Consider the following 24136-nt stretch of genomic DNA (forward strand, 5'->3'; position numbering starts at 1 on the left):
AAGGGAAAGCGGTTAGAAGGAATACCCTTTGAAGAGGTTGGGCCTGTCGCGTTCATATTCCCAGGGGTCCAGACGGCCGTTGGCGTTGTCGTCCAGGAGTTGCAGCTCCTGGAGGCTGATGCGCCGCTTGGCGGCCTCCTCGTGGGTCACGGAGCCGTCGCCGTCCGTGTCCAGCTCGGCCAGTTCGGGGGCGTGCTTGGCGGGGTCCACGGAGCGGCAGACGATGTGCCGGCCGTCTCGGGCGTAGTCCACCTCGATGGTTTCGCCCGGCTTGATGCGGGGTTTGCGGCAACCTGTGCCGGAGAACTCGTCCAGACCGTTGGGGTCCGGCCGGGTGAACTTGACCTTGGCCACCCCGCCGGTGAGGTCGAAGCACAGCGACGATGCGGCGGGGCAGCACACGGAGTCCAGGCTGCGGGGGGCGATTCCGCCACGCAGCAGGCTGCCCGTCTTGGAGGCCATTTCAATCCGCTCGTGGGTCAGATTGGCCACGCCGATGCACGCTGGCCCGTCCTCCTCGGCGGCGGTTGGCTGCGAAAGCAGACAGAGGAGGCAGAACAGGGCGATGCCGAGCGGGCGCGGGGAGCGGGAATTTGGTGTATGCACGGTGGTGAGCCGTAGCCGCTTTGCCCTGGAGAGTCAACCTGTGGTTGTGGTCGCGCGGGGGAGGTGATAGAAACCACCACGTTCCGCATCGCTTCCCGCATAGTCCCCCGAAAGCGCGACGCAATGAGCACACTCGGTTTCTTTCTGATGACGATCGTCATGGGCCTGATACTGGCCCTGTATGTTCTCGCGCGCTATTCCCAGTTCGACAACGAGATCAAGAACCGCTCCGCCGACCTGGAGGAGAAGGAAGAGAAGACCCAGCAACGCCTTGAGGCCTTGAGCCGGGAAATCCAGGATAAGAAAATCGACCTCAAGACCACCGAGGACAGGATCGAGTCTATCAAGAGGGAGATAGATTTCTAGCCATGGGCGTCGGTTTCCTCATAATCTGCTTGGTCATCCTGGTGATGGCGCTGTACGTCAACCGCTACATCTTCCAGTGGCACCGCAAGCGTATGCGCGTCATCCGCAGACGCGAGGCGGAGTTGGAGCTGATGCTGGAGCGCAAGCGCCGCACCCTGGAGAAGATCAACGAGCGGTTGCGGGATTCGCGGGAGTCGCTGCGCATGTTCGAGCGGCTGGCCGCCAGGGAACAGCTTGAAGGCAAGGAAGAGGGCGTGGATTGGCTGCTCAGGAGCCGGGCAATCAGCCTCAACCAATACATCCAGGCCAAGAAGCTGGCCGAGAAGAGCGGCAAGGACCCGGTGGAAGCCTGCCTGGAAATGAACTACATCGACCACCACACCGCCCGGCTGGCCATGCAGCAGGAGCAGCAGGGCGGGAGCCCCCCGAAGCTGTCCGACGCTCCGGCCGCCGGGTCCGGCGAGGAGGAGCCCGTCGGGAAGGGGGAGACTCCGGAAGGGGACGCTACCCCTTGAACGCCAGAGCCACCCGCAACGGTCCGAAGTCGTAGGTTCCGCTCAATTCGTCGCGCAGCCAGGTAAGCGGTTTGGGTTCGTCCCGGGCGATGGCTTCGGACGCCTCCCGGATGCGCTCCACGTCCTCCGGGGAGAGCCCCACCTCGTCCGGGGAGAGCCGTCCGCTTTCCGCGGCCTTGGCCAGATGGTTCCAGATGGTGTTCTCGGCCATGCCCCGTTTGTCCGCCACCTCGCGGGCGTCGCCGCATTCCCGGAACAGGTGCAGGCTGGTCTCGGCCGTTCCCCCGGATGGCCCGCGCGCGTATCCACCCGGTTTGTCAGGCAGTTCCGATTCCCCAAGCTCCCCGCGCTCCACCGCCCGCGAAAGATGTTTCCAGGCCGTTGATGGCTTGAGACCGCGCCGCCGCGAGGTCTCGATGAGGTCGCCGCACTGTCCGAAGACATCCAGTGTGCGCTCCACCGCGCCGAGTTTGGACTTGGGGCGGGCGGGTTCGTCCTGGCGCTCCTGGTCCGGGTCCACCCCGTGGGCGCGGTAGTGGTCAAGCAGTTCGTCCAGAAAGGCCCGGCCGTGCTTGTCCAGCCTGCCCTTGCCCACGCCGCCTATCTCGCCCAGCTCGGTCAGGCTGGTGGGCTGGCGCAGAACCATGTCCATGAGGGTGCGGTCGTGGAAGATGACGTAGGGCGGCACCCCGGCGCGCTCGGCCAGTTCCTTGCGCAGCCCGCGCAAACGCTCGAACAGCTCCACTTGGCGCTCGTCGGTTAGGTCGTCCAGGGCGCGCGGTCGACGGGTGCGGGTGGTCTTGCGGCGGGGGGGCTTGGCGTCGCGGCGCAGCCGCACCTCCTTTTCGCCGCGCAGCACGACCCAGCTTTCCGCGTTCAGCCGCAGCACGTGGCGGCCGTGGCCGATGATCTCGAAATCCAGGCCGCCAAGGGCGGTGAGCTGCCTAAAGACCGACCGCCAGCCGTCCTGGTCCAGCTCCGTTCCCACTCCGAAGGTGGGCAGCTGGTCGTGCCCCCACTTGGCCATGGCCGGGGTGTCGCGGCCCAGCAGCACGTCGATGAGATGGCGGGAGCCGAACTGCTCCCCGGTGCGGTAGATGGCGGACAGGGCCTTCTGGGCGGCCACGGTGCCGTCCCAGGCGTCCACCGGCTGCAGGCAGGTGTCGCAGTTGCCGCAGCCCGCATCCGGTGGTTCCCCGAAATATTCCAGCAGGGCGCAACGGCGGCATCCTGCGGTCTCGCAAAAGCCCAGAAGCGCTAGCAGCTTGAGCCGCTCCACCTTTTTATGCGGCTCGTCCCCCTCGCCCACGCCCAGGTTCTTGCGCAGGGCCACCACGTCTTGCAGTCCGTAGGTCATCCAGGCGTCGGCGGGCAGGCCGTCGCGCCCGGCGCGGCCGGTTTCCTGGTGGTAGGCCTCCAGGGACTTGGGCGGTTCCAGGTGGGCCACGAAGCGCACGTCCGGCTTGTCCACGCCCATGCCGAAGGCCACCGTGGCCACCATGACCAGGCCCTCCTCGCGCATGAAGGCCTCCTGCGCCAGCCGCCGTTCCTCGGAGGACAGCCCGGCGTGGTAGGCCAGGGCGCGCACGCCGTTCTTGTTCAACTGGGCGGCGGTGGCCTCCACGCCCTTGCGGGTCATGCGGTAGACGATGCCTGATTCGCCGGGGTGCTCGCGCCGGATGAAGTCCAGCAGCTGGCGGCCGGGATGGTCCTTGGGCACCACGGTGTAGCGGATGTTGGGGCGGTCGAAGCCCTGGGCGAAGACCCGCGCCGATTCCATGTCCAGCTGGCGCAGGATGTCGTCGCGGGTGATGGCGTCGGCCGTGGCGGTCAGGGCCAGCCGGGGCACGCCGGGGAAACGTTCGGCCAGCACGGCCAGCTGGCGGTATTCGGGGCGGAAGTCATGCCCCCACTGGGAGACGCAGTGGGCTTCGTCGATGGCCAGCAGGCTGGGCGAGAGCCCGGCCAGGAAATCCAGGAACCTCGGCTGCATGAGCCGCTCCGGGGCCAGGTAGAGTACGTCCAGCTTCCCGGCGCGCAGGCCGTCGAACACCGCCCGCTGGGCCTCGGCGGCCAGGGAGGAATTGAGGGTGGCCGCGCGCACGCCCGCCTGTAGCAGCCCGGCCACCTGGTCCTGCATCAGGGCGATGAGCGGCGAGACCACCACGGCCGGGCCGGGCCTGAGCAGGGCCGGTATCTGGTAGCAGACCGACTTGCCGCCGCCAGTGGGCATGAGCGCCAGGGCGTCGCCCCCGTCCATGATGTGGGAGATGATCTCCTCCTGGCCGGGGCGGAAGGCGTCGAACCCGAAGACGGTCTTGAGTATTTCGCGGGGTGTGGCTTGCCTCATGGGTGCTGGCAGGGCAAGCTACGCAAGCCGGGGGCGGAGGTAAAGCATGCGAGGACACCTTGTGGCGCTGGGACTGGGCTGCGTGGCCCTGGGCCTGGGCGGGGAGTGGCTTGCCACCCGCGCCCTGGGCGGGGAACTGCGCGCCGTGCTGGCCGAGCCCGCCCTGGACCTCGGCCTCTCCGACCATCCGGCACTGCCCTGGCTGGTCTGGTTCCGCGCCCACGGCCACACCCTGGCCCTGGTGGGCGGCGCGGCCGCTCTGCTGGGGCTGGTCATGCGCCGCAAACGGCGCCGCCGCTGAATCCGCCGGCCCGAACCCCCGCAGCGAAGAATATCCATGAGCGAAAAACCCGCAGCCGCGCGCAACCGGGGCGATTTGACCCGCGACCCCGTCCCCGGACTTATCCGCCGGGTGGCCGTGCCCGTCTCCGTGGGCTTTTTCTTCCACACCATGATCAACGTGGTGGACACCTTCTTCGCCGGAAGGCTGTCCACCGACGCCCTGGCCGCCCTGTCCCTCTCCTTTCCCCTGTTCTTTATCATCACCTCCCTGGCAACCGGCCTGTCCACCGGAGCCACGGCCCTCATCGGCACCGCCCTGGGCGAGGAAGACGAGGGGGAGGCGGCCATGTTCGCCGCGCAGGGGGTGGTCTTCGGCGGGCTGGTGGGGCTGGCGCTGATGTTCGTCGGCCCGGCGGCATCCCCTTTCCTTTTCCGGGCGCTGGGCGCGCAGGGGAACTATCTGGCCATCTGCCTGGAGTACATGGACACCATTTTCCTGGGCGCGCCGCTTTTCATCTGGGTCAACATGCTCAACGCCGCGCTGCAGGCCCAGGGCGACACCCGCGCCTTACGCAACTTCCTGGTCCTGGCCTGCCTGCTCAACGCCGCCCTGGACCCGTGGTTCATCTTCGGCGGGCTGGGGCTGCCCGCCATGGGCGTGCGCGGCATCGCCCTGGCCACCCTGGCGGTGGAAGTCATGGGCTGCGTCTACCTGTGGCGCAGGCTGGCGGCCACCGGGCTGACGCGCGGCCATTGGCGCGGCAACCTCATGCCCAGGCGGCGGGCCTTCGCGGACATCTCGCGCCAGGGCTTCCCATCGGTGCTCAACTTCATGACCATTGGCCTGGGCATCTTCGTCATAATCTATTTCGTGGCCAAGTACGGCCAGGAGCCGGTGGCCGCCTACGGCATCGCCACCCGGGTGGAACAGATCGTGCTGCTGCCCACCATCGGGCTCAACGTGGCCGCCCTGGCCATCGTTGCCCAGAACATGGGGGGCCGTCGGTTCGAGCGGGTGCACGAGGCGCTTGGACTGTGCCTGCGCTACGGCTTCTGGATCATGGCCGGGGGCACGGTGGTGGTCTTCACCATCGCGGAACCGGCCATGCGCCTTTTCGCCGACGACCCGGCCGTGGTGGAGGCGGGCGTGTCCTACCTGCGCATCGCCGCCTTCGCCCTGTACGGTTACGTCATTCTTTTCGTGCACGTGGCCGCCCTGCAGGGCGCCAAACGGCCCTTCTTCGCCATCTGGATCGGGCTGTTCAGGCAGGTGGCCGCTCCTGTGGCCGTTTTCTGGCTGGCCACCGAGGTCTTCGACGTGGGGCTTGCGGGCATTTGGTGGGGCATTTTCGGCATCGTCTGGTTCTCCGCCGGTGGCACCATGCTCATCGCCCGGCGCATCCTTGCCCACGAGATCCGGCGCAGGGGAGGCGAATCATGAGCGGCGGCACGTTGCGTCCGCATCCGGGTGTGGTCATCCCGGCGGACGAGGTGGAGTTGTCCTTTTCCCGCTCCGGCGGACCGGGCGGGCAGCACGTCAACACCTCGGACACTTCGGTCACGGCCCGGCTGGACGTGGCCTCCTCGCCGTACCTCACCGAACAGCAGCGCGAGCGGCTGCGGGAAAAGCTGGCCTCCAGGATGACCGCCAAGGGGGAGCTGCTGGTCACGGCCTCGGATTTTCGGTCGCAGCACCGCAACCGGGAACTGGCATTGGAGCGGCTGGAAGAATTGCTGCGGTTCGGCTTGGCGCGAGCCAAGCGGCGCAAGCCCACCAAGCCTAGCAAGGCGGCCAAAAAGCGCCGTTTGGAGGCCAAGAAGCAGCGGGGGAGAAAAAAGGCCCTGCGCGGCAAGGTGGACAGGGACTCCTGAATGCCATTCCAAAAAGGTCTGAAAGCGCCCATGAGGCGGCGATTTGGAGGAAAATCCAGGTTTTCGCTTTACAGCCCTGGCCGCGAATCGTAAAAAGGAGTCAATGCCTGAGACGGCCTTGGGCAGGCTGGCTTGGACACGAAACGGAGGGTAGCCACCGTTAATCACCAGGCCCATACGCGGCGAATGAGCGCCGGAAAGAATTCGCCAAGATGCGCGTGAACTTTCAGCCTCCCCCCGGATTCCCGGCCTGGGAGGCACGGAAAGGGGCCGGATAACCGGTACAGCGCCTCAGGGCGAATTCTCTCGTTTTCGCGCGTTTATGGAACCACACGTTCCAGCACCCACCACCATACCGGCAGCGTGGCCAGCGACAGCGGAATGCCCGCCCCCAGCAAAACGGGCGGCAGGTCGGCTTCCAGGTCGTATTCCATGGCCAGTACCGAGCCCAGCACGATGGGCGGCATGGCCGCCTCGAACAGCGTCACCCGCACCGCATCGCCCGAGAGGTCCAAGAGCCCCACGTACAGCCCCAGCATCATGACCGGGGCCAGTAGTAGCTTGTAGGTCAGCCCCAGGCACAGCGCGCGCCGCGCCGAGGCGGGAAAGACCGGTCGCAGGGAGCAGCCCACGGCCAGCATGGCCAGCGGGGTCAGCGTGTGGCTGAGACCCTCCAGCAACCCGGCGAACCAGTCCGGGTAGGCCAGGGGACGTGTGGCCAGCCCCAGCAACATCCCCCAGAAGGGCGGAAAGGTGGCGATGCGCTTGAGGGACGCGGCCAGGCTGGGCCTCTTGCCCGCAAACCAGGTGGCCAGGAAAAGGCCGGGCAGGCTGAGCACCAGGAAGGTGCCGGTCTGGTCGCAGAGCACTCCCACCCACATCCACTCCTGGCCGTAGAAGGCCTCGATCATGGGCAGGCCCACGAAGCCGGTGTTGCCCATGGCGCAGGTCAGGGCCAGGCTGGCGTAGGTGGTCCGGTCCAGGTTCAGGGCGCGGCAGCCCAGCCACAGCAGGGGCAGGCCGAGGAAGAAGGTGAGCCAGGGCATGAGGCCGGCGAAGAGCAGGTCCGCCCGCAGGGGGAGTTGGTGGGCATAGCGCACGGCCACCGCAGGCAGGGCCAGGTTGAGGACCAGGGCGGTCAGCACCTTGGGAGCGGAGTCGGGCAGCACGCGCAGGGCGCGGAAGAGGGCCCCGGCCGCCAGGCAGACGGCCACCAGCAGGATGTTGTCCATGGCCGTCCAGCCTACCTCACACCGGAGGCATCCGCCACGCGGATCAGCCAGGCGGTTATGGCGGGGCGGGCTGGGTCCTCCAGGCGCAGCAGGCGGGATTCGTGCAGATCGTCGATCCAGGCGGCAACCGCCTCCCGCTCCGCCTCGCCGCCGGGATGCCCGGCGTAGGCCACCACGGACAGCAGCCCGCCGGGGGCCAGCAGGTTCAGGGCGGCATCCAGGGCGGGCAGGGTGGACTCCGGCCGGGTGATGATTGAGCGGTCCCCGCCGGGATGGAAGCCCAGGTTGAAGGTGACGGCCCGCACCCGTTCCCGCAGCGGGGCGGGAAGTTCCCCGGGCAGGCGTTCGGCCAGGGTCTCGTGTCCGGCGTGGAGCAGACGCACGCGGGGCGAGACGCCCTCGCGGTCCAATCTGGTTCGGGCGCGGGCCAGGGCCGCCTCCTGCACGTCGAAGCCGCAGACCAGCCCCTCGTCCCCCACGGCACGGGCCAGGGCGAGGGTGTCGCGGCCGTTGCCCACGGTGGCGTCCACCGCGGCGTCGCCGGGATGGATGGCTTGCTGGAGCAGGGTGTGGATGGATTCCAGGAGCATCTTGCCAATCTCTCCGTGGCGTCTCACAATGCGGCCATGCAGGATATCGGGCGCGTCATCATGGTCGTGGGGCTGGTGCTGGTCGTCTTCGGCGGCGCGCTGTGGCTGGGCGGCAAGGTCGGGCTGCCCCAGGGCTGGCCGGACTGGCTCCGCCCCGGCCGCCTGCCGGGCGACATCGTCATCGACCGCCCCGGCTTCAAGTTCTACTTCCCCCTGGCCACGGGCGTTCTTCTCAGCCTGGTGGTCTCACTTGTCATCTGGATCATTCGTTTTTTCGGCCGCTAGCCGCACCCAGGTCAGTTCGTGCTTGTTGTGCCAGAGGTGCAGCAGACGCGAGCCGTGGGCGTCGCGGAAGGGGGCCAGTTCCGTCCAGTCCGTGACCTCGCCCTGCAATTTGACCGTGCAGGCCAGGTTCAGCCCCGGCGCGGCCTCCATGACGCGGGAAAGCAGCTTCCACAGCCTTCCGGGGTAGCAGATGACGTCGGAGAAGAACCAGTCCGCCCGGGCCGCCTCGGCCGGGTCCAGGGCGAAGGCGCTGCCCAGTCGCTCTTCCACGCCGGGCAAGGCGGCCACCTTGGGGTCTAGCGGGGCCTTGTCCAGACTTACGACCCGCGCCCCCAGGCGCGCCAGCACCCAGGCCCAGCCGCCCGGGCTGCCGCCCAGGTCCAGGCACATCTCGCCAGGTTCGGGCGCGCGGCCCAGCAGGGTGAACAGCTCCCACAGCTTGAGATAGGCGCGGTTGGGCGGCCCCTCGCGGTCCTCCTCGAACAGAACGCGGCCCTGCGGAAAGGGGCTGCTCGTGGACGGCGAGGCCAGGATAGAGTCGGGTTTCCACAGGGTCCAGGCCCCCAGCGGGGCGGTGGGCGCGGGGTGGCCGAAGGGCAGGGGCCGGGCCTTCACCGGCGGAAGCTTCTGGCGGATGAGCTCAGCCCGGCGGCGTTGTCCCGCCTCGTCCGTCTCCACCATATCCCAGTTGCGCTGGATGGACTTGAGGCCGGCGGCGCCCTTACCGATGGACGGCGCGGGCAGAAAACGCGGCTCGAGCCAGGTGTTTTGCGCCCAGGCAACATCACGCACAGGGCCGGGGGTCAGAAAGAGGGGGTCGCGGCGCTCGATGACGTCCACGCCCAGAAAGTCCAACTCCGCGGCCAGTTCAAAGGCGAAGCCGGGCGCGGCCTGGTATACGGCCAGGGACAGGGTTCAGCCCTCCGCCCGGCGCTCGGCGGGCAGGCCGCGAATTGGTGCTGGATGTGGCGGCATGTGGTTCTCCGGCGGCGGGCTTATCACCCGCCAAGCCGGAGAACCTAGGACAAAACCGAAGGCGAGCCAAGCCCGTTCAGACCAGGTGAGTGCTCCGCATACGGTTGAGATCGCAAGCGGGCCCCTCCTGGGAGGTCTCCTCCTCGTCCTTGTTCCGTTCATCTTCCTCGCGGAACAGAAGCAGAGCGGCCGCGACCATGACACCGGCCTGCAGTATGAGCAAAGCGATGACAGCCGTTTGCATGGAACTACCCCCCATGCCGCGTCCGCGGGAAATGGCGGCTACGGCGGTGTGCATCACTGACCCCGGGTGAGATGGGCCTCTAGGTGCGTCCGGCCAGACCGCGCTGGTTCAGCTCACGTTTTTTGTAGAGTTCGAAATCGAGCCGTCGCAAGGGGGTCCTGCGTTGGTCGGTGCGCGAGGCGAAATGCAGAGCCATGCCCCAGGCCAAGGCGACGATCGCTGCCAGGATGATGAAGTAAACCATTGCCTTACCCTCCAGCAAGTCCCCCGAATATACGACTTCGCGCCGCTGCCGCTCAGTCTTTGTCCGGGTAAAAAAGGCTTACTTCCAGCATTACATCATTTTGGGGAGCATGTCTGCATGCGGTGTTCATTTTTTCACCTCGAACGGGAGGATTCGACGGTCCTATTTCCATGAACCGTCTGGCTCCCTAGTGAAAATCATGCGGAGGGGAGGCGGAAAAAAATGTACGCTCCGGTTTGGCGGCAGAATGTATCCAGCAGTCTATTGCGGGGTGATCAGGCGTTGGCTTCCGGAGGGTGGAACGGAGGAAGGAAACCCAGGCGATACAGCATGTTTCGAACCTGCTCCGGTTCGTTCCGCAGCAGGGCGGCGGCCAGTTCCAGCCCCGCCCCGCACAGGGACAGGGCGAAGTCGTGCAGGCGCAGCCTGCGCACGTCGTGGGCCAGCTGCTCCACGGCCGGAACCAGATGGGCCGACTCTTTTCCCAGCTCCACGTCCAGCAACTCCGGGGTGAGGTTCTCCGCGAGTTCGCTCAGGGCGCGCCTGCGGCGGGCGGCCCGCTCCCGCGCCTCGGCGTCGTCCGGCAGCCCTCTGCGTCCGAGAAACGCGTCCAGGGAGCGGGCCAGTTCGCCATAGCCCTCGGCCAGGGCGTTCACTTGGCCGGTGGAAAGGCGGCCCATCATTCCTCCCCTGCTTCCGCCGCCCACTTGTGCAGCGTTTCGGCGATGAGATTCGCCTGCTTGGCGTTGGATATGATGAACTTGGACTGTGGCTTGAACGTGCCGCCCATTTTGCGGTAGCGGCGGATGGCGTACTTGTCCGGGCCAAAGCCGTCCAGCTTGGCCTCGTACTGGCGGAAGCGGAAGAGGATGGTCGTCCAGGCCCCGCGGGTCAGGACAACCTTATCCAGCTCCTCGACGAGCTGTTCGCCGTTTTCCTCGTAATTGACCGTGATGTCGTCGATGTTCTCGAACATGCTTCTCTCTCGTTGTATTTCCTGGTGAAGCCCGGCCGGCGAGCCGGGAAGGCCATTACATCCATCCCGGCAGCGCGCTTGGCTGGGGCGGCGCGGAGCAGGTCGCGGGCGGACTCATAGCGTCCTCTTACCCGCCATGAGGAGGTGGAGGCAAGACCGTTGCCTTCCATCCGTACTGAAGGTATGCCCAAAGAGCGGTCCGGACCATCCGGGGCGCGAGGCAGAACCGGGCACCGAGTGAGCATGCCGGAACAGGACGCCAACCCCCTTCCCGCCACCGATCCGTGGAGCAATCTGGGGGAGATTCTCCACCTCTTCGAGGAGATCGACCCGGAGACGGACACCGAGGCCATGCGCTTGGCCTACGCCGACGTGGTCCGCCTGTTCCGGGGCGAGTATCCGGGCTACCGCGCCTGTACCACCGCCTACCACGACCTCGATCACACCCTGGCCGTCTCCCTGGCCTCCGCCCGGCTGGCGCACGGAGCCTTCGTTTCCGGCCGTCCCTTTCCCGCCCGGGATCTGCTTCTTCTGCACATGGCGGCTATCTTCCACGACGTGGGCTACATCCAGCGCGATGACGACACAGAAGGTTCCGGTGCGAAGTACACCGTGGGCCACGAGGAACGGGGCATCCAGTTCCTTTCCGACTATCTGGGCCGGCGCGGCGCGCGGGGGAGGGATATCCGCGACTGCGCGGGCATGATCCGCTGCACCAACCTGTCCGTGTCGCCTTCCGATCTGTCCTTCTCCACCCCGGGAAGAGAGACGCTGGGGAAGATGCTCGGCGCGGCCGATCTGCTGGCCCAGGTGGCAGACCGCTGGTACCTGGAGAAGCTCTTTTACCTCTACCGCGAATTCCACGAGGCCGAGGTGGAGGGCTTCGAGTCGGAATTGGACCTGCTACGCAAGACCCAGGGGTTCTACGAGCACGTGGCCCGCCGCCGCATGGACGAGGAACTGGACGGCGTGGACCGCTACATGCTGCCTCACTTCCGGGCCCGCTGGGACCTGGAGGTGGACCCCTACCAGGACTCCATCCGGCGCAACCTGGAGTACCTCCAGACCGTGCTGGCCACCTGGCGCGACAGGGCGGCTGAAAAACTCAATCCCGAAAACGGCGGTTGAAGCCCGCGAAAAGCCTCCTGACAGGCCGCGTCGCGCACTCGTCGCTTCCGCGTCGATGTATACCCCCTTGCCATTTCCGGTCGAACAAGCCAGCCTGCTTTGGCCGCGCGCCCCGGTGGCAGCGCGGAAGAGGGGGAGATACGGACCGTGACGCATGGGTTCGACGCCGGCTTCAAAGGCGCGTTTTCCATTTCGTCCGCCTCCAGAGTGGGGGAGGGGGCCACCAAGCGCAAGAACGTGCAGGTATTTTACGTTTTGGCTGAGAAACGCCAGGACGGCCAGTTCGACGTGCGCTATCTCAACGACAACTCCGTTCCCTCTGGCAACTCCTGGCGCGTGCCAGAGGAGGATTTTCTGCGGCAGTACACGCCGGAGCCGGATCTTTACCACAACGCGGTCTACCCGGCCATGCGCAGCCTGGAAAAGACCATCGCCAAGGCGGACCGCTATCGGGACAACAAGCAGAGCTTTTCCGCGGAGATGGAATACAAGAAGGCCCTGCGCATCGACGAGGACAACGTGCGGGCCACCTTCGGCTTCGGTCTGAACTACCTGGACAGGGGGGACACCGAGAAGGCAGATCTTGTTTTCCGCCGCCTTGTCAGGCTGAACGCGGCTTTCGAGCCGGAGCACAAGCACCTTTTCAACGAATTCGGCATCAAGCTGCGCAAGGCGGGCCTGTTCAGCCAGGCGGTGAAATACTACGCCCGGGCCAGGCAGTTCACCAAGGACGACGAGAACCTGCTGTACAACTTCGCCCGGGCGCTGCACGCCAAGGGGCGTTCGGACAGGGCGGTCCACTTTCTGGAAAGGGCCCTGGAGATGCGGCCGGACTTTCCCGAAGCCAAAGGCTTCCTGAAATATCTTGTGAAACCTCGCGGAGAGGAATCGGAAGGGGAGCGGGATTTCGGCCGGGACATCTTTCTGGAGGAAGACTGGTGAGCGCGGACGTCAACTTCATTGGCCTCTACCTGTTGGCGCGCGGGGCTGTGGAGCCCGGGCAGCTTCAGGAGGCCGTGCGGGTGCAGCGGGAGCGCAACCGCCGCATAGGAGCCCTGGCCGTGGCGCGGGGGCTGCTCACCGAGGAACAGGTCGAGGAGGTCCTCGCCGCCCAGAGCCGCGAGGACTGCCAATTCGGCGACCTGGCCGTTCGCAGGGGGCATATCGAGCGGGGCGACCTCGACGACCTGCTCTTTTCCCAGAACGTGACCAACATGCTCCTGGGCGAGGTTCTGGTGGAACTGGGCCATGTGGATCCGGAGACAATGGGCGCCCTGCTGGACGAGTTCGCCGCGCTGGAGGAGCGCCGCGGCGATCTTCTCGGGCGCGTGCTCCAGGGGCAGGCGGAGTACGTGGTCACGCGCGCCATGCTGCGGGCGGTGGGCACGGCATTTCCGCGCTTTTTGGGCATCAGCGTCAAGGCCGACCCCCTCGGCCGGGTGCCGGAAAAGGCCGGACCCGGGGACTTCCGTTGCAGTTCCGATCTGGACGTGGAGGGCATGGGATGCTTCCGGTTCACTTTCCTGTTGCGATCGGACATCCTGAGCGGCATGGCCGGGGACGGTCCGGCGGATGGGCTGTCCCTGGTGAACACGGTCATGCGCTACGCCCGGGGACGCCTCGCGCGGCGGGGCCTCTCCGCCACATGCGCCGGGGCTCGGCCCGGCCGCGTGGACTGGCCGGTGGACGGCGCGGCAATGCGGCTGGTTACTCCAGCCGGGGCCATGGCACTGTTCTGGGTGGCTCCCTGGCAGGCCGAGGGGGCCGGGACCGAATGACCGGGGCGGTCGTTTTCTTTTTCCCACCGGTCTGCCATAAGATGTCCTGGAAGCGTCATGCCCGGCGTCCAGACCGGGCCCGGCGCCCGCGCAAGGAGACAACATGGTGAACGAACGGCCGGGATTCGCGGTATTGGGACGGGAAGACGTCGCCAGGACGTCGACCCTGTCCGTGTTCAGAATGCGTATAGGGCCTGGGCAGAGTGTGCCGACCCACTACCATTCCTGGGTCGCGGACCACTTTTTCTGCCTCAAGGGGCAAATGGTGCTGCGGGTCCACGACCCAGAGGAGCGATTCGAGCTTCTGGCCGGGGATTCGGCCACCGTGGAGCCCGGCAGAGCGCATGCCCTGCGCAACGAAAGCGGAGAGGAATGCGTGTTCCTGCTGGTGCAGGGCGTCGGCGAGTACGATTTCAACCACGTGGAGATGTGAGCATGGATGAACTGCGCAAGAAGGGAAGCATCACCGCGGGCATCATCTGGATGGCCGTCATTTCCCTGCTTCTGTTCTGGTTGCCGGTGCTGGGGCCGCTTCTGGCCGGACTGGTGGGAGGCAAGAAGGCCGGCGGCGTGGGTAACGGCCTGCTGGCCGCGCTGCTGCCGGGCGTCATCCTGGCCCTGATGGTGATGCTCTTCTCCTCCTTCCTCAGCGGGCTGGCCCTGGTGGGGGTGGTCTTCGGCGGCATTGGCCTGGTCTTCTATTTGGCCAACATCGGCATGCTGCTGCTGGGGGCCGTTATAGGCGGGTTGCTGGCCTAGCTGGACAGCCCCCGGGGCCGGGGGGTATTTACGCCTCTTCCCAAAGCGAGGAGACGACATGCCCCTGGAAGAATTCGACGACCTGCGACTTTTCATCACCGGCCCCACCTACGTCCGCCCGGAAGTCCGCCGGGCCGGGGCGCTGCCGGAGTTCGGCCACCGCGACAGCGAGAACGCCAAACGCATGGGGCCCATCCAGACCCACCTGCGCGCCCTGGCCGGGGCCGGGGAGGAGTGGCTGCCTATGCTTCTGGGCGGCTCCGGCACCACGGCCATGGAGGCCGCCATCCGCAGCCTGTCCGCCCCTGGAGAGAACGTGCTCAACGTGGTGGTGGGGGCCTTCGGCGAACTGTACCACACCATCACCCGCGCCTGCGGGCGCAAGGCGGCCGCCCTGCGCTTCGCTCCCGGCCAGCCGGTGGACCTGGAAGTGCTTGAGGCCTCCCTGGCGGAGCACCGTCCGGACGTGGTCACCCTGACCCACAACGAGACATCCACCGGCGTTATTTCCGACGTGGCCGCCGCCTGCGGGGTGGCGCGCGAGCACGGGGTCCTGCCCCTGGTGGACGGCGTCAGCCTGCTTGGCGGCGCGCCGGTGGACCTGGAGTCCATGGGCGCTGCCTGCTACTGCTCCTCCACTCAGAAGAGCCTCGCGCTGCCCGCCGGCTTCGGCATCGCCTTCGTCTCGGACGAGGCCCTGGACAAGGCGGGCCGGGTGGCTGACAAGGGCTACGTCACAGACTTCGCCCGCCACGCGGCCAAGGCCCGCGCAGGGCAGACTCTGACCACGCCCAACACGACCCTGCTCAACCAGATGGCCGTGCAGCTGACGTACATCATGGAGGAGGAGGGCATGGAGAACCGCTTCGCCAGGCACAAGCGCATGCGGAGCATGGTGGAGGAGTTCGCCGATTCCCTGGATGGTTTCGACATGCTGGCCGCCCCGGGGTCTCGTTCGCCCACCCTCAGTTGCTTGCGGGCGCCGCGCGGGGCCGGGGTGGCCGATCTCAAGGCCCTCAAGGAGACCATGCGGGCCAAGGGCTACCTGTTCGACCCCGGCTACTCCAAACTCAACGTCGCCCTGGAGGAAAGCGGTGAGCGGGTCTGCTTCCGCATCGGCCACATGGGCGACATGACCGAGGACATGCTGTCCGCCTACCTCGACGACCTGCGCGGCCCGCTGTGTGAGCTGGCCGAAATCGCCGGAGAAAACGCATGAAACGCATTCTGTTCTGTCTGCTTCTGCTGGCGGCCTTGGCCGCGCACGCCTGGGCGGCCGACGAGTCCGCCGCTGGGAAAGCCGAGCGTCCCCTGGTGCGCATCGAGACCACCATGGGGAACATCCTCATCGAGCTGTGGCCGGGCAAAGCCCCAATAACCGTGGAGAACTTTCTGGCTCATGTGGAGTACGGCCACTACGAGGGAACAATTTTTCACCGCGTGGTGGAGGACTTCGTCATCCAGGGCGGCGGCTTCGAACCGGGTCTGGAATTCCGCGAGCCGCCTTTCCCGCCCATCGGGAACGAGGCCCGCTCCGATGTGCGCAACACCCGTGGCACCGTGGCTATGGCCCGCACGGAAGACCCCCACAGCGCCCGGGCGCAGTTCTACATAAACCTCATGAACAACGCCGCCCTGGACCACAGGGGGGAGGCCAGGGGGCGCTGGGGCTATACCGTGTTCGGCCGGGTCAAGCGCGGCATGCGAACGGTGGAGGCCATCCACCGGCTGCCCACCACCACGGTGCGCGGCATGCCGGACGTTCCCGAGGAGCCGCCGGTCATCACCGCCGTGCGGGTGATAGAGTCCGGGCAGGTTAATTGAACGTGGGAACCGCAACAGCGGGAGGGCGCATGGCTTCAGGCAAGGAACCGGACCCGGATCGGCTGCTGCAGACGCTGGACGAAAAGGCCGAGTCGTCCCGACAGAACGCCTTGGCCGAATTGCGCGACCTGAAGAAGGATCTGCAGTCCCTGGAGCGCGTCCTCACCGGCCGCAAGAAGGCGGACGAGTTTCCGCTTCTGGACATGGTGCAGGGCGCGCTGGAGGTCTTTCGGAGCTCGGAGACCTTCTTCACCGCCAGCAATCTGGCCAGGGATGCGCGGCAATCACTCTCCGGCTCCCTTGCCCGGGCGGAACTGGAGCGCGAGGGCGCGCGGCTGCTGAAAAAGCCCGCTGGCTGGCACTGGATATCGCCCAAGGGCGAGATGCACCACCTGGGTGCCTCGGGCGAGGAAGAGAAGGCGGCCAAGGCGTTGACCCGCCTGAAGAACCGCCAAAAGGGCGGCAAGGCCAAGACGGCCAACCCGGATGGGCCGGGGAAGGGGGCGGAAAACCAAGCCTCCGCGCGGGGCGGGGCCCAAAAAGGCGTGAAGAAAAGCGGAAGCGGACAGGGTTAGCCGCTTTCCTCTGTCCAGCGAATGGTCCGCGTCTGCCGTCCGAACTCGCGGGCGCGGCTGTAGTCGTCGCCGAAATAGAGGTCGATGCGGCGCTCATAGCGACGGTTCATCTTGTCCCGCACCTCCCAAGGCTTGTCGAAGCCCTCGATCCAGACCTTTTCCCCGTTTTCCAGCCCGTGCCGCAGCAGGTCGCGCGACACGGCAATGGCCCGCTCCCCGGGCGTGAGGCGGTTGTTCCAGGCGCCAACGTACGGGTCGCCCTGGGTCTGTCCGGGAGTGGAGGTGTAGGCCGTGACCGTGACCTCCATCTCGCGCCACCCCGTGCGGGGGTCGGTATGGTGGAGAAAGGCGGCCTGGACGGCCACCAAGGCCAGGGCGGAGAATACGGCGATGGCGACCCGGTTTTTTTGCATGCTCTGTCTGGTAGCGGGTGAGGGCGGCCGCCCCGCGCGCGCAAGGGCTGGAGGCGGCCGTTCCCATGGGAATGGCTACTTGATGATCTGCACCGGAACCGGAGATTGCTCCACGACCTTGCGGGCCACCTCGGAGAACTGGACGTGCCCCGAGTCGATGTGCTCGTAGTCGCTGCCGGTCATGGCGATCATGTCCACGTCCTCGGCCTTGGCGGTTTGCAGAATGGATTCCGCCGCCTTGCCGGTGACAAGCTTCATCTCAAGGTTCGGGCAGGCCTTGAATTCTTCCTCGCAGACTTTCTCCAGTCGCTTTTTGGCGTTCTCCATCTCCCAACTCTGGAATTTCTCGATTTCCTGGCCGCTGGGATAGTTTCCGTAGGCAGGGAAATAGGAACACAGGTCGACGGCCACATAGAGCACGACCACCTTAGCGCCATACTTCTGGGCCATCTCGACCACGTGGGGGGCCGCCTTGACTGACTTCTTGGAAAGGTCGGTGGGCCAGAGAATAGTCTTCACGTCCATGAACGATCACCTCCGATGCTGATTGAAACGTCTGGCTGGTACAGTTGCCTCCTGCCTAGCACAGAAATCGCGTCAAGCAAACATGCGCCGCCATAAGGGCGGTTCGAGCCCCGGGGCCAACCAGACGGGGCGGCGTGGTGACAAAAGCGAAGCACGTTTCGGGCCTGTTCCTTCATTTTTGCAAATGCAAGCAATGCACTGAAAATATTCAGTATATATAGCAATAGCCGAAAGGGAGTGATTTCGAGTGAGTATGTAATGCTTTGGAAATATTTGTTTTTTAATTCATGTATCTACGCAGTTTTTTGAAATGTATATGCTTTAACTTTTTGGTAAAAAGTAGAGCAAGTCTCAATTTCAATAAAGTCAACAATTTCATTTTTGTATTGGTATGGCATGGGCCGTGCTAGTCCGCCCCTTGTGTTTGACATGGTTGCATAAGGAGGCAGACGACAATGAACGCGGCCGATACCGGTTTCATCCTCATCTGCGCCGCCCTGGTCATGTTCATGACCCCGGGGCTGGCGCTGTTCTACGGCGGAATGGTCCGGGCAAAGAACGTGCTCGGCACCCTCATGCAGAGCTTCATCCTCATCGGCGTGGTCAGCGTCGTCTGGGCCGTGCTGGGCTACTCCCTGTCCTTCGGAACGGATATCGGGGGCTTCATCGGCGGACTGGATTTCGTCGGCCTGTCCGGCGTGGGCATGGGCGTGGAGAACTCCCCCGCGGACAACCTCTCCCACCTGACCTTCATGATCTTCCAGTGCATGTTCGCGGTAATCACCCCCGCGCTCATCACCGGCGCGTTCGCCGAGCGCATGCGCTTCCCCGCCTTCCTGGCCTTCTCCGTGGCTTGGCTGCTGGTGGTCTACGCCCCCATGTGCCACTGGGTCTGGGGCGGCGGCTGGATGGGCGAGATGGGCGCGCTTGACTTCGCGGGCGGCGCGGTGGTCCACATGAGCTCCGGCGCGGCCGCGCTGGCGGCCTGCCTGGTCATCGGCCCGCGCAAGGGCTTCCGCAAGGAGCCCCACATGCCGCACAACCTGCCCATGACCCTGCTTGGCGGCGGAATCCTCTGGTTCGGCTGGTTCGGCTTCAACGCGGGCAGCGCCCTGGCCGCGGACGGCCTGGCCGCATCCGCCTTCGTGGCCACACACCTGGCCGCCTCCGCCGGAGCCCTGGGCTGGATCGCCGTGGAGTGGAAACACGCGGGCAAGCCCACCACCCTGGGCGCGGTCTCCGGCGCGGTGGCGGGACTGGTGGCCATCACCCCGGCCGCAGGGTTCGTCACTCCCATGCCCGCCATCGTCATCGGCTTGTTTGCCGGCGGCATCTGCTACGGCGGCGTGCTGCTCAAGACCAAGCTCGGCTACGACGACTCCCTGGACGTGGTCGGCATCCACGGCATCGGCGGCACCTGGGGCGCTCTGGCCACGGGCCTGTTTGCCTCCATCGGCGCCGAGGGCCTGTTCCACGGCAACCCGGAGCAGCTCTGGATCCAGTTCGTCTCCGTGGTGGCCACCTGGGTCTACTGCTTCGCCGCCAGCTTCATCCTGCTCAAGCTGGCCGACGCTTTCTTCGGCCTGCGTGTGAACGACGAGGACGAGGTGCGCGGCGTGGATGTTGCCGAGCACTCCGAGGCCGGGTACCAGATCTAAAGGAGACCTGACATGAAGAAGATCGAGATCATCATCCGGCCTTTCAAGCTGGAGGAAGTCAAGGACGCCCTGACCCGCGCCGGCGTGACCGGCATGACCGTCACCGAGGTCAAGGGCTTCGGCAGGCAGCGAGGCCATAAGGAGGTCTACAGGGGCGCCGAATACCAAGTGGATTTCGTGGCCAAGGCCAAGATCGACGTGGTGGTCGACGACGACCGCGTCCGCGAGATCGTGGAGGCGGCCAGCAAGGCCGCCGCAACCGGCGAGGTGGGAGACGGCAAGATCTTCGTCTCCCCCGTGGACGAGACCATGCGCATCCGTACCGGCGAATCCGGTCCGGAAGCCCTTTAGGGGGCATGTCCCCCCTGGCCGTGGAGCGACTGCTGGCCGGACGGCGGGCCCTGTTTGAAACCAGGGCTCGCGGTCCGGCCGCTTTGCGTTCTCTGGCCGGAGACCACGCCCGGCTGGCGGACGCCTGCTTGGCCGAGTTGGCGGGCGGGGACTGGGGAGGCTCCCTCTGCCTCGCCCAAGGCGGCCACGGACGGGGCGCGCTCTGCCCGGGCTCCGACCTGGACCTGCTTTTCCTGTTCCCCGAACCACCCGGCGAGGAGGCCGCCGCCAAGCTGACCCGCCGCCTGATACGCCCCCTGTGGGACGCGGGACTGCGGGTGGACTACAGTTTGCGCGGCCTGGAGGAATGTCTGGATCTGGCATCCTCCGATCCCAAGGTGGCGGCCGAACTGCTGGATGCCCGCCCCCTCCCCGGCCAGGAGCGGTCCGGCCTCGTTCGCGACCTGCGGCTTGGGCTGACGCGGCGGGTGGACCCCGGCGCGTTCCGCGACTGGCTGCTGGAGCGGCGCAGGCCGTATTCCCTGCTTTCCCCGGACCTGAAGATGGGCCGGGGCGGCTGGCGCGACGCCGCCTCCATCGGCTGGTTGGCCCGGCTTTCCGGCCGTCCTGTGCCGCCCCTGGAAGCCGGGGCCCTGGACCGGGCCGAGGCGATGCTCGTGGCCGCCCGCTGGGCGCTGCACCTGCAGCGGGACAAGCCCGCCGAGCGGCTGGAACACCCCCACCACCGGGCAGTGGCGCAAGCCATGGGGTTCGCGGGGGAGGAGGTCCCCTGGATGCTGGGGGAACTGCACCGGGCCATGGAAACCGTGCACCTGGGGCTGGAGTCCGTCCTGTACGGCCGCGCCCCCTCCTACGCGCGGCTGCGTTCCTTCCCCCGTCTCTGCGGCCTCCTGGCCGACGGGCCGCCCCCCGGCCTTGCGGAGCGCGAGGCGATTCGATCCTCTCTTTCCCGAACCGCGCGGTTGGGCCCGGAATCCCAGGTATCTCTGGACGCCCTGCTGGACCTGCTGGCCGCGCCCAACGGCTGGGAGCGGGCCTGCCGCCTGTTGGATTTGGGCGGGCTGGACGGGCTGCTGCCGGAGTTCACTGCCACGGCCCACTTCACTCCCATGGACGGCCTGCACGAGCTGGCCAACGGCCGCCACGCCCTGCGCACCGCGGCCCGGCTTGCCGCGCCAGATGACGACACGCCCCGGACGGTGCGGGAGATGCTGCCCCGCGCCGGGAGCCGCCGCGCCCTGGTGCTGGCCGGACTGCTGCATGACGCGGCCAAGGGCGGGGAGGAGCACGAGCATCGCGGCGCGGACTTGGCGCGGGTGGTGCTGGGCCGATTGGGCGAGCCGGAGGGGGTGATCGAGGAGGTGGCCTTTCTGGTGGAGCGCCATCTGCTGCTGCCCCTGGCCGCCCAGCGGGGCGACCCTTCGGATGAGACGTCCGCCGCCCGCGCGGCCGCTTTGTGCGGTTCCCCGGAGCGGCTGGCCTCCCTGGCCGCGCTTGCGGCGGCGGACGGCTCGGCCACCGGGCCGCGCGCCTGGGGCGACTGGCAGGAGCACCTGCTGGGCGACTTCGTCCGCCGTGCTCTGGCCCAGTTTACCTCCGGGGCGCTGGCCGAGCCCCACGCAGCGGAGACCATCCTTCGCCGCCGCGACCGCTTCCGGGTCCTGGCCCCGGACAAGGCCGAGGCGGAACGCTTTCTGGACGCCGCTCCGCCGCGCTATCTGCTGCGCACCCCGGCGGAGGAGATGGCGGCCCATCTGGACCTGTACCGTGACTACCTGCGGGCGGCGGAGGAGGACCGGGCGCGGCGCACCTCACGTTTCGCCGGACTGGGGCTGGTGGTGCAGCGCGCCAGGGATCGCCTGGATCTGGGCGCGGTGGAGCTGACCATCGTCGCCCCGGACCAGCCGCGCCTCTTCGCCATGCTCTGCGGGGCCTGCGGCCTGCACGGGGCGTCCATCCTGGAGGCCTCGGCCCACACCTTTTCCCCGGGCGGGCAGGGCATGGCCCTGGACGTCTTTCTGGTGGAGCCGCCCCCGGCGGCAGCGGAGGAGTTCGGCGAGCGGGTGGCCCGCGACGTGCGCTGGGCCGCCACGGGCAAGCTGGACCTGGCCTACCGGCTGGCCCAAAAGCGGGCCTCGCCCCTGGCCCCCGGCCCGGACGCGCCCGCGCCCGGGTCCGTGGTGCGGCTGTCGGACGGGGAGGATGGGGCTCCGGCCACCATTGAAGTGGAGGCCGGGGACAGGCTGGGGCGACTTTTCGATCTGGCCAGCGTGCTGGCGGATTTCGACCTGCGCATTCTTTGGGCGCGGGCCTCCACGTCCGAGGGGCGCATTGGCGATGTATTCCGGGTGCGGGGGCCGCAGGGGGCCAGCCTGGGGCCTCCGGCCCTGCGGGAGGAGCTGCGCCGCGCCCTGCTGGACGTCCTGGCGGAGTGAGTCAGGACTCGTCGTCGTCGCGGTCCTCGTCCCGCTTCTTCTCCTCCACCATGCGGTCTCCGCAGCTGGGGCACCGCTCACGGTGCTCCTGGCTGTCGTGGCGCTTGCCGCAGGTGGGGCAGACCTTGGTGGCCAGCTTGCGGACGAGGTTGATCATGTTGAAAAAGAGGGGGTTCATGCCGTCTCCGGGGAGGCGAAAAGGTTGCGTCGGGCCTGGCGCACCTGCTCCGGTTCACCCGCCAGAAGGAGCAGGTCGCCCACCTCCACCAGGTCGTTGGCCCCCGGCGTGAGCCGGACGTTCTGTCCTTGCTTGCGTATGGCCAAGATGGATACGGAATGCTCCTTGCGCAAGGCCAGCTCGCCAAGGGTTTTGCCTTCCGCCCCGGCGCCCGGTTCCACCCGCACGTGCGCCACCTTCATGTCCGGCAATCTGGTTTCCACCAACTCCGGGCGCACCGTGGGGCGGGCCATGGCGTCCCCGGCGCGCAACTCCTCCAGGAACCCGTCGATTTCCCGCTCCGGCACCAGCCAGGTGCGCAGCATCCGGGCCACCATCTCCACCGAGGCCTCCATCTCGGAGGTTACCACGTCGTCCGCGCCCATGTCGCGGAATTCCTTGAGATCGGTGAGAAAGGTGGAGCGCACCAGGATGCGCACACGCGGGTTGAGGCGGCGCACTTGGTCGACGGCCCTGCGGGATGCCACCGGGTCGGACACGGCCACGGCCACCATGCGGGCGTTCTCGATCCCCGCCTCCTCCAGGATGTGGGAGGAGGTGGCGTCGCCGAAGGAGATGGGCTCGCCGTGGGAGGCCTCGGTGCGCACGGTGTCCGGATTGCCCTCGATGATCCAGTAGGGCACCCGCCAAGCCTTGGCCGCCTGCACCACGTGGCGGCCGGTGGGGCCGAAGCCGATGACCACCAGATGGTCGCGCAACTCTTTGTGCCCGCCCGTGTGGGGGCGTCCGGGAGCGGGCAGGTGCAGTCGGCTGGTGGCCCTGGCCACCCGCGACCCGGCGGCCAGCACAAAGGGCGTGGCCACCATGGTCAGCACGGCCGCAGCCAGGAAAAGCTGGTATTCCCGCTGGGGCAGAAGCCCCACCGCCTCGCCCTGCCTGGCCAGCACAAAGGAGAACTCCCCTACCTGGAAGAGGGCGAAGCCTGTCAGCAGGCTGGCCGCCAGTGGGAGGCCCGCCAGCCGTCCCGCCCCGGCCGCCAGGGTGAACTTGAGCACCCCCAGCCCCAGAGCCAGCCCCAGCACCAGCCAGGGGTTGGAGAGGACAAAGCCCACGTCCAGCAGCATGCCCATGGAGACGAAGAAGAAGCTCAGGAACACGTCGTGGAAGGGCAAAATGGAGGCCGCGGCTTGGTGGCTGTACTCCGACTCGGATATGGTCAGCCCGGCCAGGAAGGCCCCAAGGGCGAAGGACATGCCCAGGGCGTTGGACAGCGCGGCCACGCCCAGGCAGATGCCCACGATGGCCAGCAGAAAGGTCTCGTTGGAGCGGGTGCGGGCCACCTGGTGCAGGAGCCAGGGCACGGCGGTGTTGGTCAGCACCAGCACGCCGCCCACCAGCAGCCCCGCCTTGCCCACCATCACCGCCAGGTCCCACATGGGGCTGCCGCCGCCTTGCCCGGCCAGAAGCGGAATCAGCAGCATCATGGGCACCACGGCGATGTCCTGGAAGATGAGTATGGCCAGGCAGGCGTTTCCGTGGGGCGCGTCTATCTCGCCTCGGTCCTTGAGCAGCTTGAGCACGATGGCGGTGGAGGACAGGGCGGTGATGAAACCGATAAAGACGGCCCCGGGCAACTCCCGTCCCGCCAGCAACAGGGCCAGCAGGGCGGCCGCTCCCAGGGTGAGCAGCACCTGCCCGCCGCCACCGGCCAGGGCCAGCCGCTTGATGGAGCCCAGCCGCTTGACCGAGAACTCCAGGCCGATGACGAAGAGCAGGAGGATGACGCCGATTTCGGCAAGGATTTCGATGTCGTGGGCGGAGTGGACCACCTCCAGCCCGTGCGGGCCCATGGCCACGCCCGTCAGCAGAAAGCCAACGCTGGCGGGCAGGCGCAGCCGGTGGCAGAGAAAGACCATCCCCGCCGAGACGCACAGGACCAGGATTATGGCGTCGAGCAGCGGCGGCGCGTGCATAC

Annotated in this window: 30 protein-coding genes; 17 read left to right on the forward strand and 13 right to left on the reverse strand. The window is 67.1% G+C overall.

Translation table 11 applies throughout. The features are described 5' to 3' along the window. Positions 1 to 12 precede the first annotated feature (12 nt). Positions 13 to 606 (reverse strand): EF-hand domain-containing protein, encoded by a 594-nt coding sequence (locus N911_RS0101915; protein ID WP_138774314.1) that lies wholly within the window; start codon positions 604 to 606, stop codon positions 13 to 15. Between the two features lie 147 nt (positions 607 to 753). On the opposite strand from N911_RS0101915, the gene N911_RS0101920 reads away from it, so the two are divergent. Together N911_RS0101920 and N911_RS16500 are read left to right on the forward strand one after the other, a co-directional pair. Further along, positions 754 to 972, forward strand: coding sequence for a hypothetical protein (locus tag N911_RS0101920; RefSeq protein WP_138774315.1), 219 nt, complete (start codon positions 754 to 756; stop codon positions 970 to 972). Between the two features lie 2 nt (positions 973 to 974). Further along, on the forward strand, positions 975 to 1487 hold the full coding sequence (locus N911_RS16500; protein WP_029893830.1) for a hypothetical protein: 513 nt from the start codon (positions 975 to 977) through the stop codon (positions 1485 to 1487). On the opposite strand, the gene recQ is transcribed toward N911_RS16500, so the two are convergent. Next, the gene (gene recQ, locus N911_RS0101930) at positions 1477 to 3837 is read right to left on the reverse strand and encodes a DNA helicase RecQ (protein ID WP_051693831.1); all 2361 of its coding nucleotides are present in this window, start codon (positions 3835 to 3837) and stop codon (positions 1477 to 1479) included. The two genes, N911_RS16500 and recQ, sit on opposite strands and share 11 nt — an antisense overlap. Positions 3838 to 3883: 46 nt before the next feature. On the opposite strand from recQ, the gene N911_RS0101935 reads away from it, so the two are divergent. The 3 genes from N911_RS0101935 to arfB are packed head-to-tail and all read left to right on the forward strand — an operon-like array spanning position 3884 to position 5991. After that, positions 3884 to 4138 (forward strand): hypothetical protein, encoded by a 255-nt coding sequence (locus tag N911_RS0101935; RefSeq protein ID WP_029893833.1) that lies wholly within the window; start codon positions 3884 to 3886, stop codon positions 4136 to 4138. Positions 4139 to 4174: 36 nt separating this feature from the next. Then, positions 4175 to 5560, forward strand: a complete 1386-nt coding sequence (locus tag N911_RS0101940) for an MATE family efflux transporter (RefSeq protein ID WP_029893835.1) — start codon at positions 4175 to 4177, stop codon at positions 5558 to 5560. Beyond that, on the forward strand, positions 5557 to 5991 hold the full coding sequence (gene arfB, locus N911_RS0101945; protein ID WP_029893837.1) for an alternative ribosome rescue aminoacyl-tRNA hydrolase ArfB: 435 nt from the start codon (positions 5557 to 5559) through the stop codon (positions 5989 to 5991). Before N911_RS0101940 ends, arfB begins: the two co-directional genes overlap by 4 nt. A 320-nt stretch (positions 5992 to 6311) precedes the next feature. Here the strand turns inward: arfB and N911_RS0101950 are convergent, their stop codons facing one another. Next, positions 6312 to 7223 (reverse strand): AEC family transporter, encoded by a 912-nt coding sequence (locus N911_RS0101950; RefSeq protein ID WP_029893839.1) that lies wholly within the window; start codon positions 7221 to 7223, stop codon positions 6312 to 6314. Positions 7224 to 7234: 11 nt separating this feature from the next. After that, positions 7235 to 7840, reverse strand: coding sequence for a tRNA 5-(aminomethyl)-2-thiouridylate-methyltransferase MnmM (gene mnmM, locus N911_RS0101955; protein WP_237559869.1), 606 nt, complete (start codon positions 7838 to 7840; stop codon positions 7235 to 7237). 9 nt (positions 7841 to 7849) lie between these two features. Between mnmM and N911_RS0101960 the strand changes: the two genes are divergently transcribed. Next, on the forward strand, positions 7850 to 8098 hold the full coding sequence (locus tag N911_RS0101960; RefSeq protein WP_029893843.1) for a DUF2905 domain-containing protein: 249 nt from the start codon (positions 7850 to 7852) through the stop codon (positions 8096 to 8098). Here N911_RS0101960 and N911_RS0101965 read toward each other — a convergent pair. The 5 genes from N911_RS0101965 to N911_RS0101985 all read right to left on the reverse strand — a co-directional run bounded on the left by N911_RS0101965 (position 8060) and on the right by N911_RS0101985 (position 10537). Further along, a complete protein-coding gene (locus N911_RS0101965) occupies positions 8060 to 9010 on the reverse strand; it encodes an SAM-dependent methyltransferase (RefSeq protein ID WP_029893845.1) in 951 nt (316 codons plus the stop codon). The genes N911_RS0101960 and N911_RS0101965 overlap by 39 nt on opposite strands. Before the next feature lie 139 nt (positions 9011 to 9149). Then, positions 9150 to 9317 carry a hypothetical protein gene (locus tag N911_RS18415; RefSeq protein ID WP_161781587.1) on the reverse strand — a complete coding sequence of 56 codons (168 nt, stop codon included), beginning with the start codon at positions 9315 to 9317 and terminating at the stop codon, positions 9150 to 9152. A 79-nt stretch (positions 9318 to 9396) separates the two neighbouring features. Continuing rightward, positions 9397 to 9561 carry a hypothetical protein gene (locus N911_RS18420; protein ID WP_161781588.1) on the reverse strand — a complete coding sequence of 55 codons (165 nt, stop codon included), beginning with the start codon at positions 9559 to 9561 and terminating at the stop codon, positions 9397 to 9399. Between the two features lie 275 nt (positions 9562 to 9836). Continuing rightward, positions 9837 to 10241, reverse strand: a complete 405-nt coding sequence (locus tag N911_RS0101980) for a hypothetical protein (protein WP_029893849.1) — start codon at positions 10239 to 10241, stop codon at positions 9837 to 9839. Beyond that, the gene (locus N911_RS0101985) at positions 10241 to 10537 is read right to left on the reverse strand and encodes a hypothetical protein (RefSeq protein WP_029893851.1); all 297 of its coding nucleotides are present in this window, start codon (positions 10535 to 10537) and stop codon (positions 10241 to 10243) included. The genes N911_RS0101980 and N911_RS0101985 overlap by 1 nt, the downstream gene beginning before the upstream one ends. Positions 10538 to 10780: 243 nt before the next feature. On the opposite strand from N911_RS0101985, the gene N911_RS0101990 reads away from it, so the two are divergent. From N911_RS0101990 to N911_RS0102025, 8 genes are all read left to right on the forward strand, one after another. Continuing rightward, positions 10781 to 11665, forward strand: a complete 885-nt coding sequence (locus N911_RS0101990; RefSeq protein ID WP_051693836.1) for an HD domain-containing protein — start codon at positions 10781 to 10783, stop codon at positions 11663 to 11665. A gap of 147 nt (positions 11666 to 11812) precedes the next feature. Next, the gene (locus N911_RS0101995; protein WP_029893854.1) at positions 11813 to 12607 is read left to right on the forward strand and encodes a tetratricopeptide repeat protein; all 795 of its coding nucleotides are present in this window, start codon (positions 11813 to 11815) and stop codon (positions 12605 to 12607) included. Continuing rightward, a complete protein-coding gene (locus N911_RS17310; protein ID WP_051693838.1) occupies positions 12604 to 13443 on the forward strand; it encodes a cyclic di-GMP-binding domain-containing protein, MshE-related in 840 nt (279 codons plus the stop codon). Before N911_RS0101995 ends, N911_RS17310 begins: the two co-directional genes overlap by 4 nt. A 103-nt stretch (positions 13444 to 13546) precedes the next feature. Further along, positions 13547 to 13876 (forward strand): cupin domain-containing protein, encoded by a 330-nt coding sequence (locus N911_RS16505; protein WP_051693840.1) that lies wholly within the window; start codon positions 13547 to 13549, stop codon positions 13874 to 13876. Positions 13877 to 13878: 2 nt separating this feature from the next. Next, on the forward strand, positions 13879 to 14202 hold the full coding sequence (locus N911_RS16510) for a hypothetical protein (RefSeq protein WP_029893858.1): 324 nt from the start codon (positions 13879 to 13881) through the stop codon (positions 14200 to 14202). A gap of 58 nt (positions 14203 to 14260) precedes the next feature. Beyond that, entirely contained in the window at positions 14261 to 15421 is a 1161-nt protein-coding gene (locus N911_RS0102015) for a pyridoxal-phosphate-dependent aminotransferase family protein (RefSeq protein WP_029893860.1), read from the forward strand. After that, positions 15418 to 16026 (forward strand): peptidylprolyl isomerase, encoded by a 609-nt coding sequence (locus N911_RS0102020; protein WP_029893862.1) that lies wholly within the window; start codon positions 15418 to 15420, stop codon positions 16024 to 16026. Before N911_RS0102015 ends, N911_RS0102020 begins: the two co-directional genes overlap by 4 nt. 29 nt (positions 16027 to 16055) lie before the next feature. Next, a complete protein-coding gene (locus N911_RS0102025; RefSeq protein ID WP_051693842.1) occupies positions 16056 to 16601 on the forward strand; it encodes a hypothetical protein in 546 nt (181 codons plus the stop codon). Here N911_RS0102025 and N911_RS0102030 read toward each other — a convergent pair. Next, positions 16598 to 17014 carry an RlpA-like double-psi beta-barrel domain-containing protein gene (locus N911_RS0102030; RefSeq protein WP_029893866.1) on the reverse strand — a complete coding sequence of 139 codons (417 nt, stop codon included), beginning with the start codon at positions 17012 to 17014 and terminating at the stop codon, positions 16598 to 16600. The genes N911_RS0102025 and N911_RS0102030 overlap by 4 nt on opposite strands. Before the next feature lie 75 nt (positions 17015 to 17089). Continuing rightward, positions 17090 to 17539 carry a universal stress protein gene (locus N911_RS0102035; RefSeq protein ID WP_029893868.1) on the reverse strand — a complete coding sequence of 150 codons (450 nt, stop codon included), beginning with the start codon at positions 17537 to 17539 and terminating at the stop codon, positions 17090 to 17092. Positions 17540 to 17994: 455 nt separating this feature from the next. On the opposite strand from N911_RS0102035, the gene N911_RS0102040 reads away from it, so the two are divergent. From N911_RS0102040 to N911_RS16515, 3 genes are read left to right on the forward strand one after another with little or no spacing between them, the layout of a single operon-like run. Continuing rightward, the gene (locus N911_RS0102040; protein WP_029893871.1) at positions 17995 to 19197 is read left to right on the forward strand and encodes an ammonium transporter; all 1203 of its coding nucleotides are present in this window, start codon (positions 17995 to 17997) and stop codon (positions 19195 to 19197) included. Positions 19198 to 19209: 12 nt separating this feature from the next. Continuing rightward, positions 19210 to 19548, forward strand: a complete 339-nt coding sequence (locus tag N911_RS0102045) for a P-II family nitrogen regulator (protein ID WP_029893873.1) — start codon at positions 19210 to 19212, stop codon at positions 19546 to 19548. Between the two features lie 5 nt (positions 19549 to 19553). Further along, on the forward strand, positions 19554 to 21983 hold the full coding sequence (locus N911_RS16515; protein ID WP_035104228.1) for a [protein-PII] uridylyltransferase family protein: 2430 nt from the start codon (positions 19554 to 19556) through the stop codon (positions 21981 to 21983). A gap of 1 nt (position 21984) precedes the next feature. On the opposite strand, the gene N911_RS18425 is transcribed toward N911_RS16515, so the two are convergent. Continuing rightward, on the reverse strand, positions 21985 to 22161 hold the full coding sequence (locus N911_RS18425) for a hypothetical protein (RefSeq protein WP_161781589.1): 177 nt from the start codon (positions 22159 to 22161) through the stop codon (positions 21985 to 21987). Continuing rightward, entirely contained in the window at positions 22158 to 24134 is a 1977-nt protein-coding gene (locus N911_RS0102060) for a monovalent cation:proton antiporter family protein (protein ID WP_029893875.1), read from the reverse strand. The genes N911_RS18425 and N911_RS0102060 overlap by 4 nt, the downstream gene beginning before the upstream one ends. Between the last annotated feature and the right edge of the window lie 2 nt (positions 24135 to 24136).

This window comes from Desulfohalovibrio reitneri (assembly GCF_000711295.1).
GTDB classification, from domain to species: Bacteria; Desulfobacterota; Desulfovibrionia; order Desulfovibrionales; family Desulfovibrionaceae; genus Desulfohalovibrio; species Desulfohalovibrio reitneri.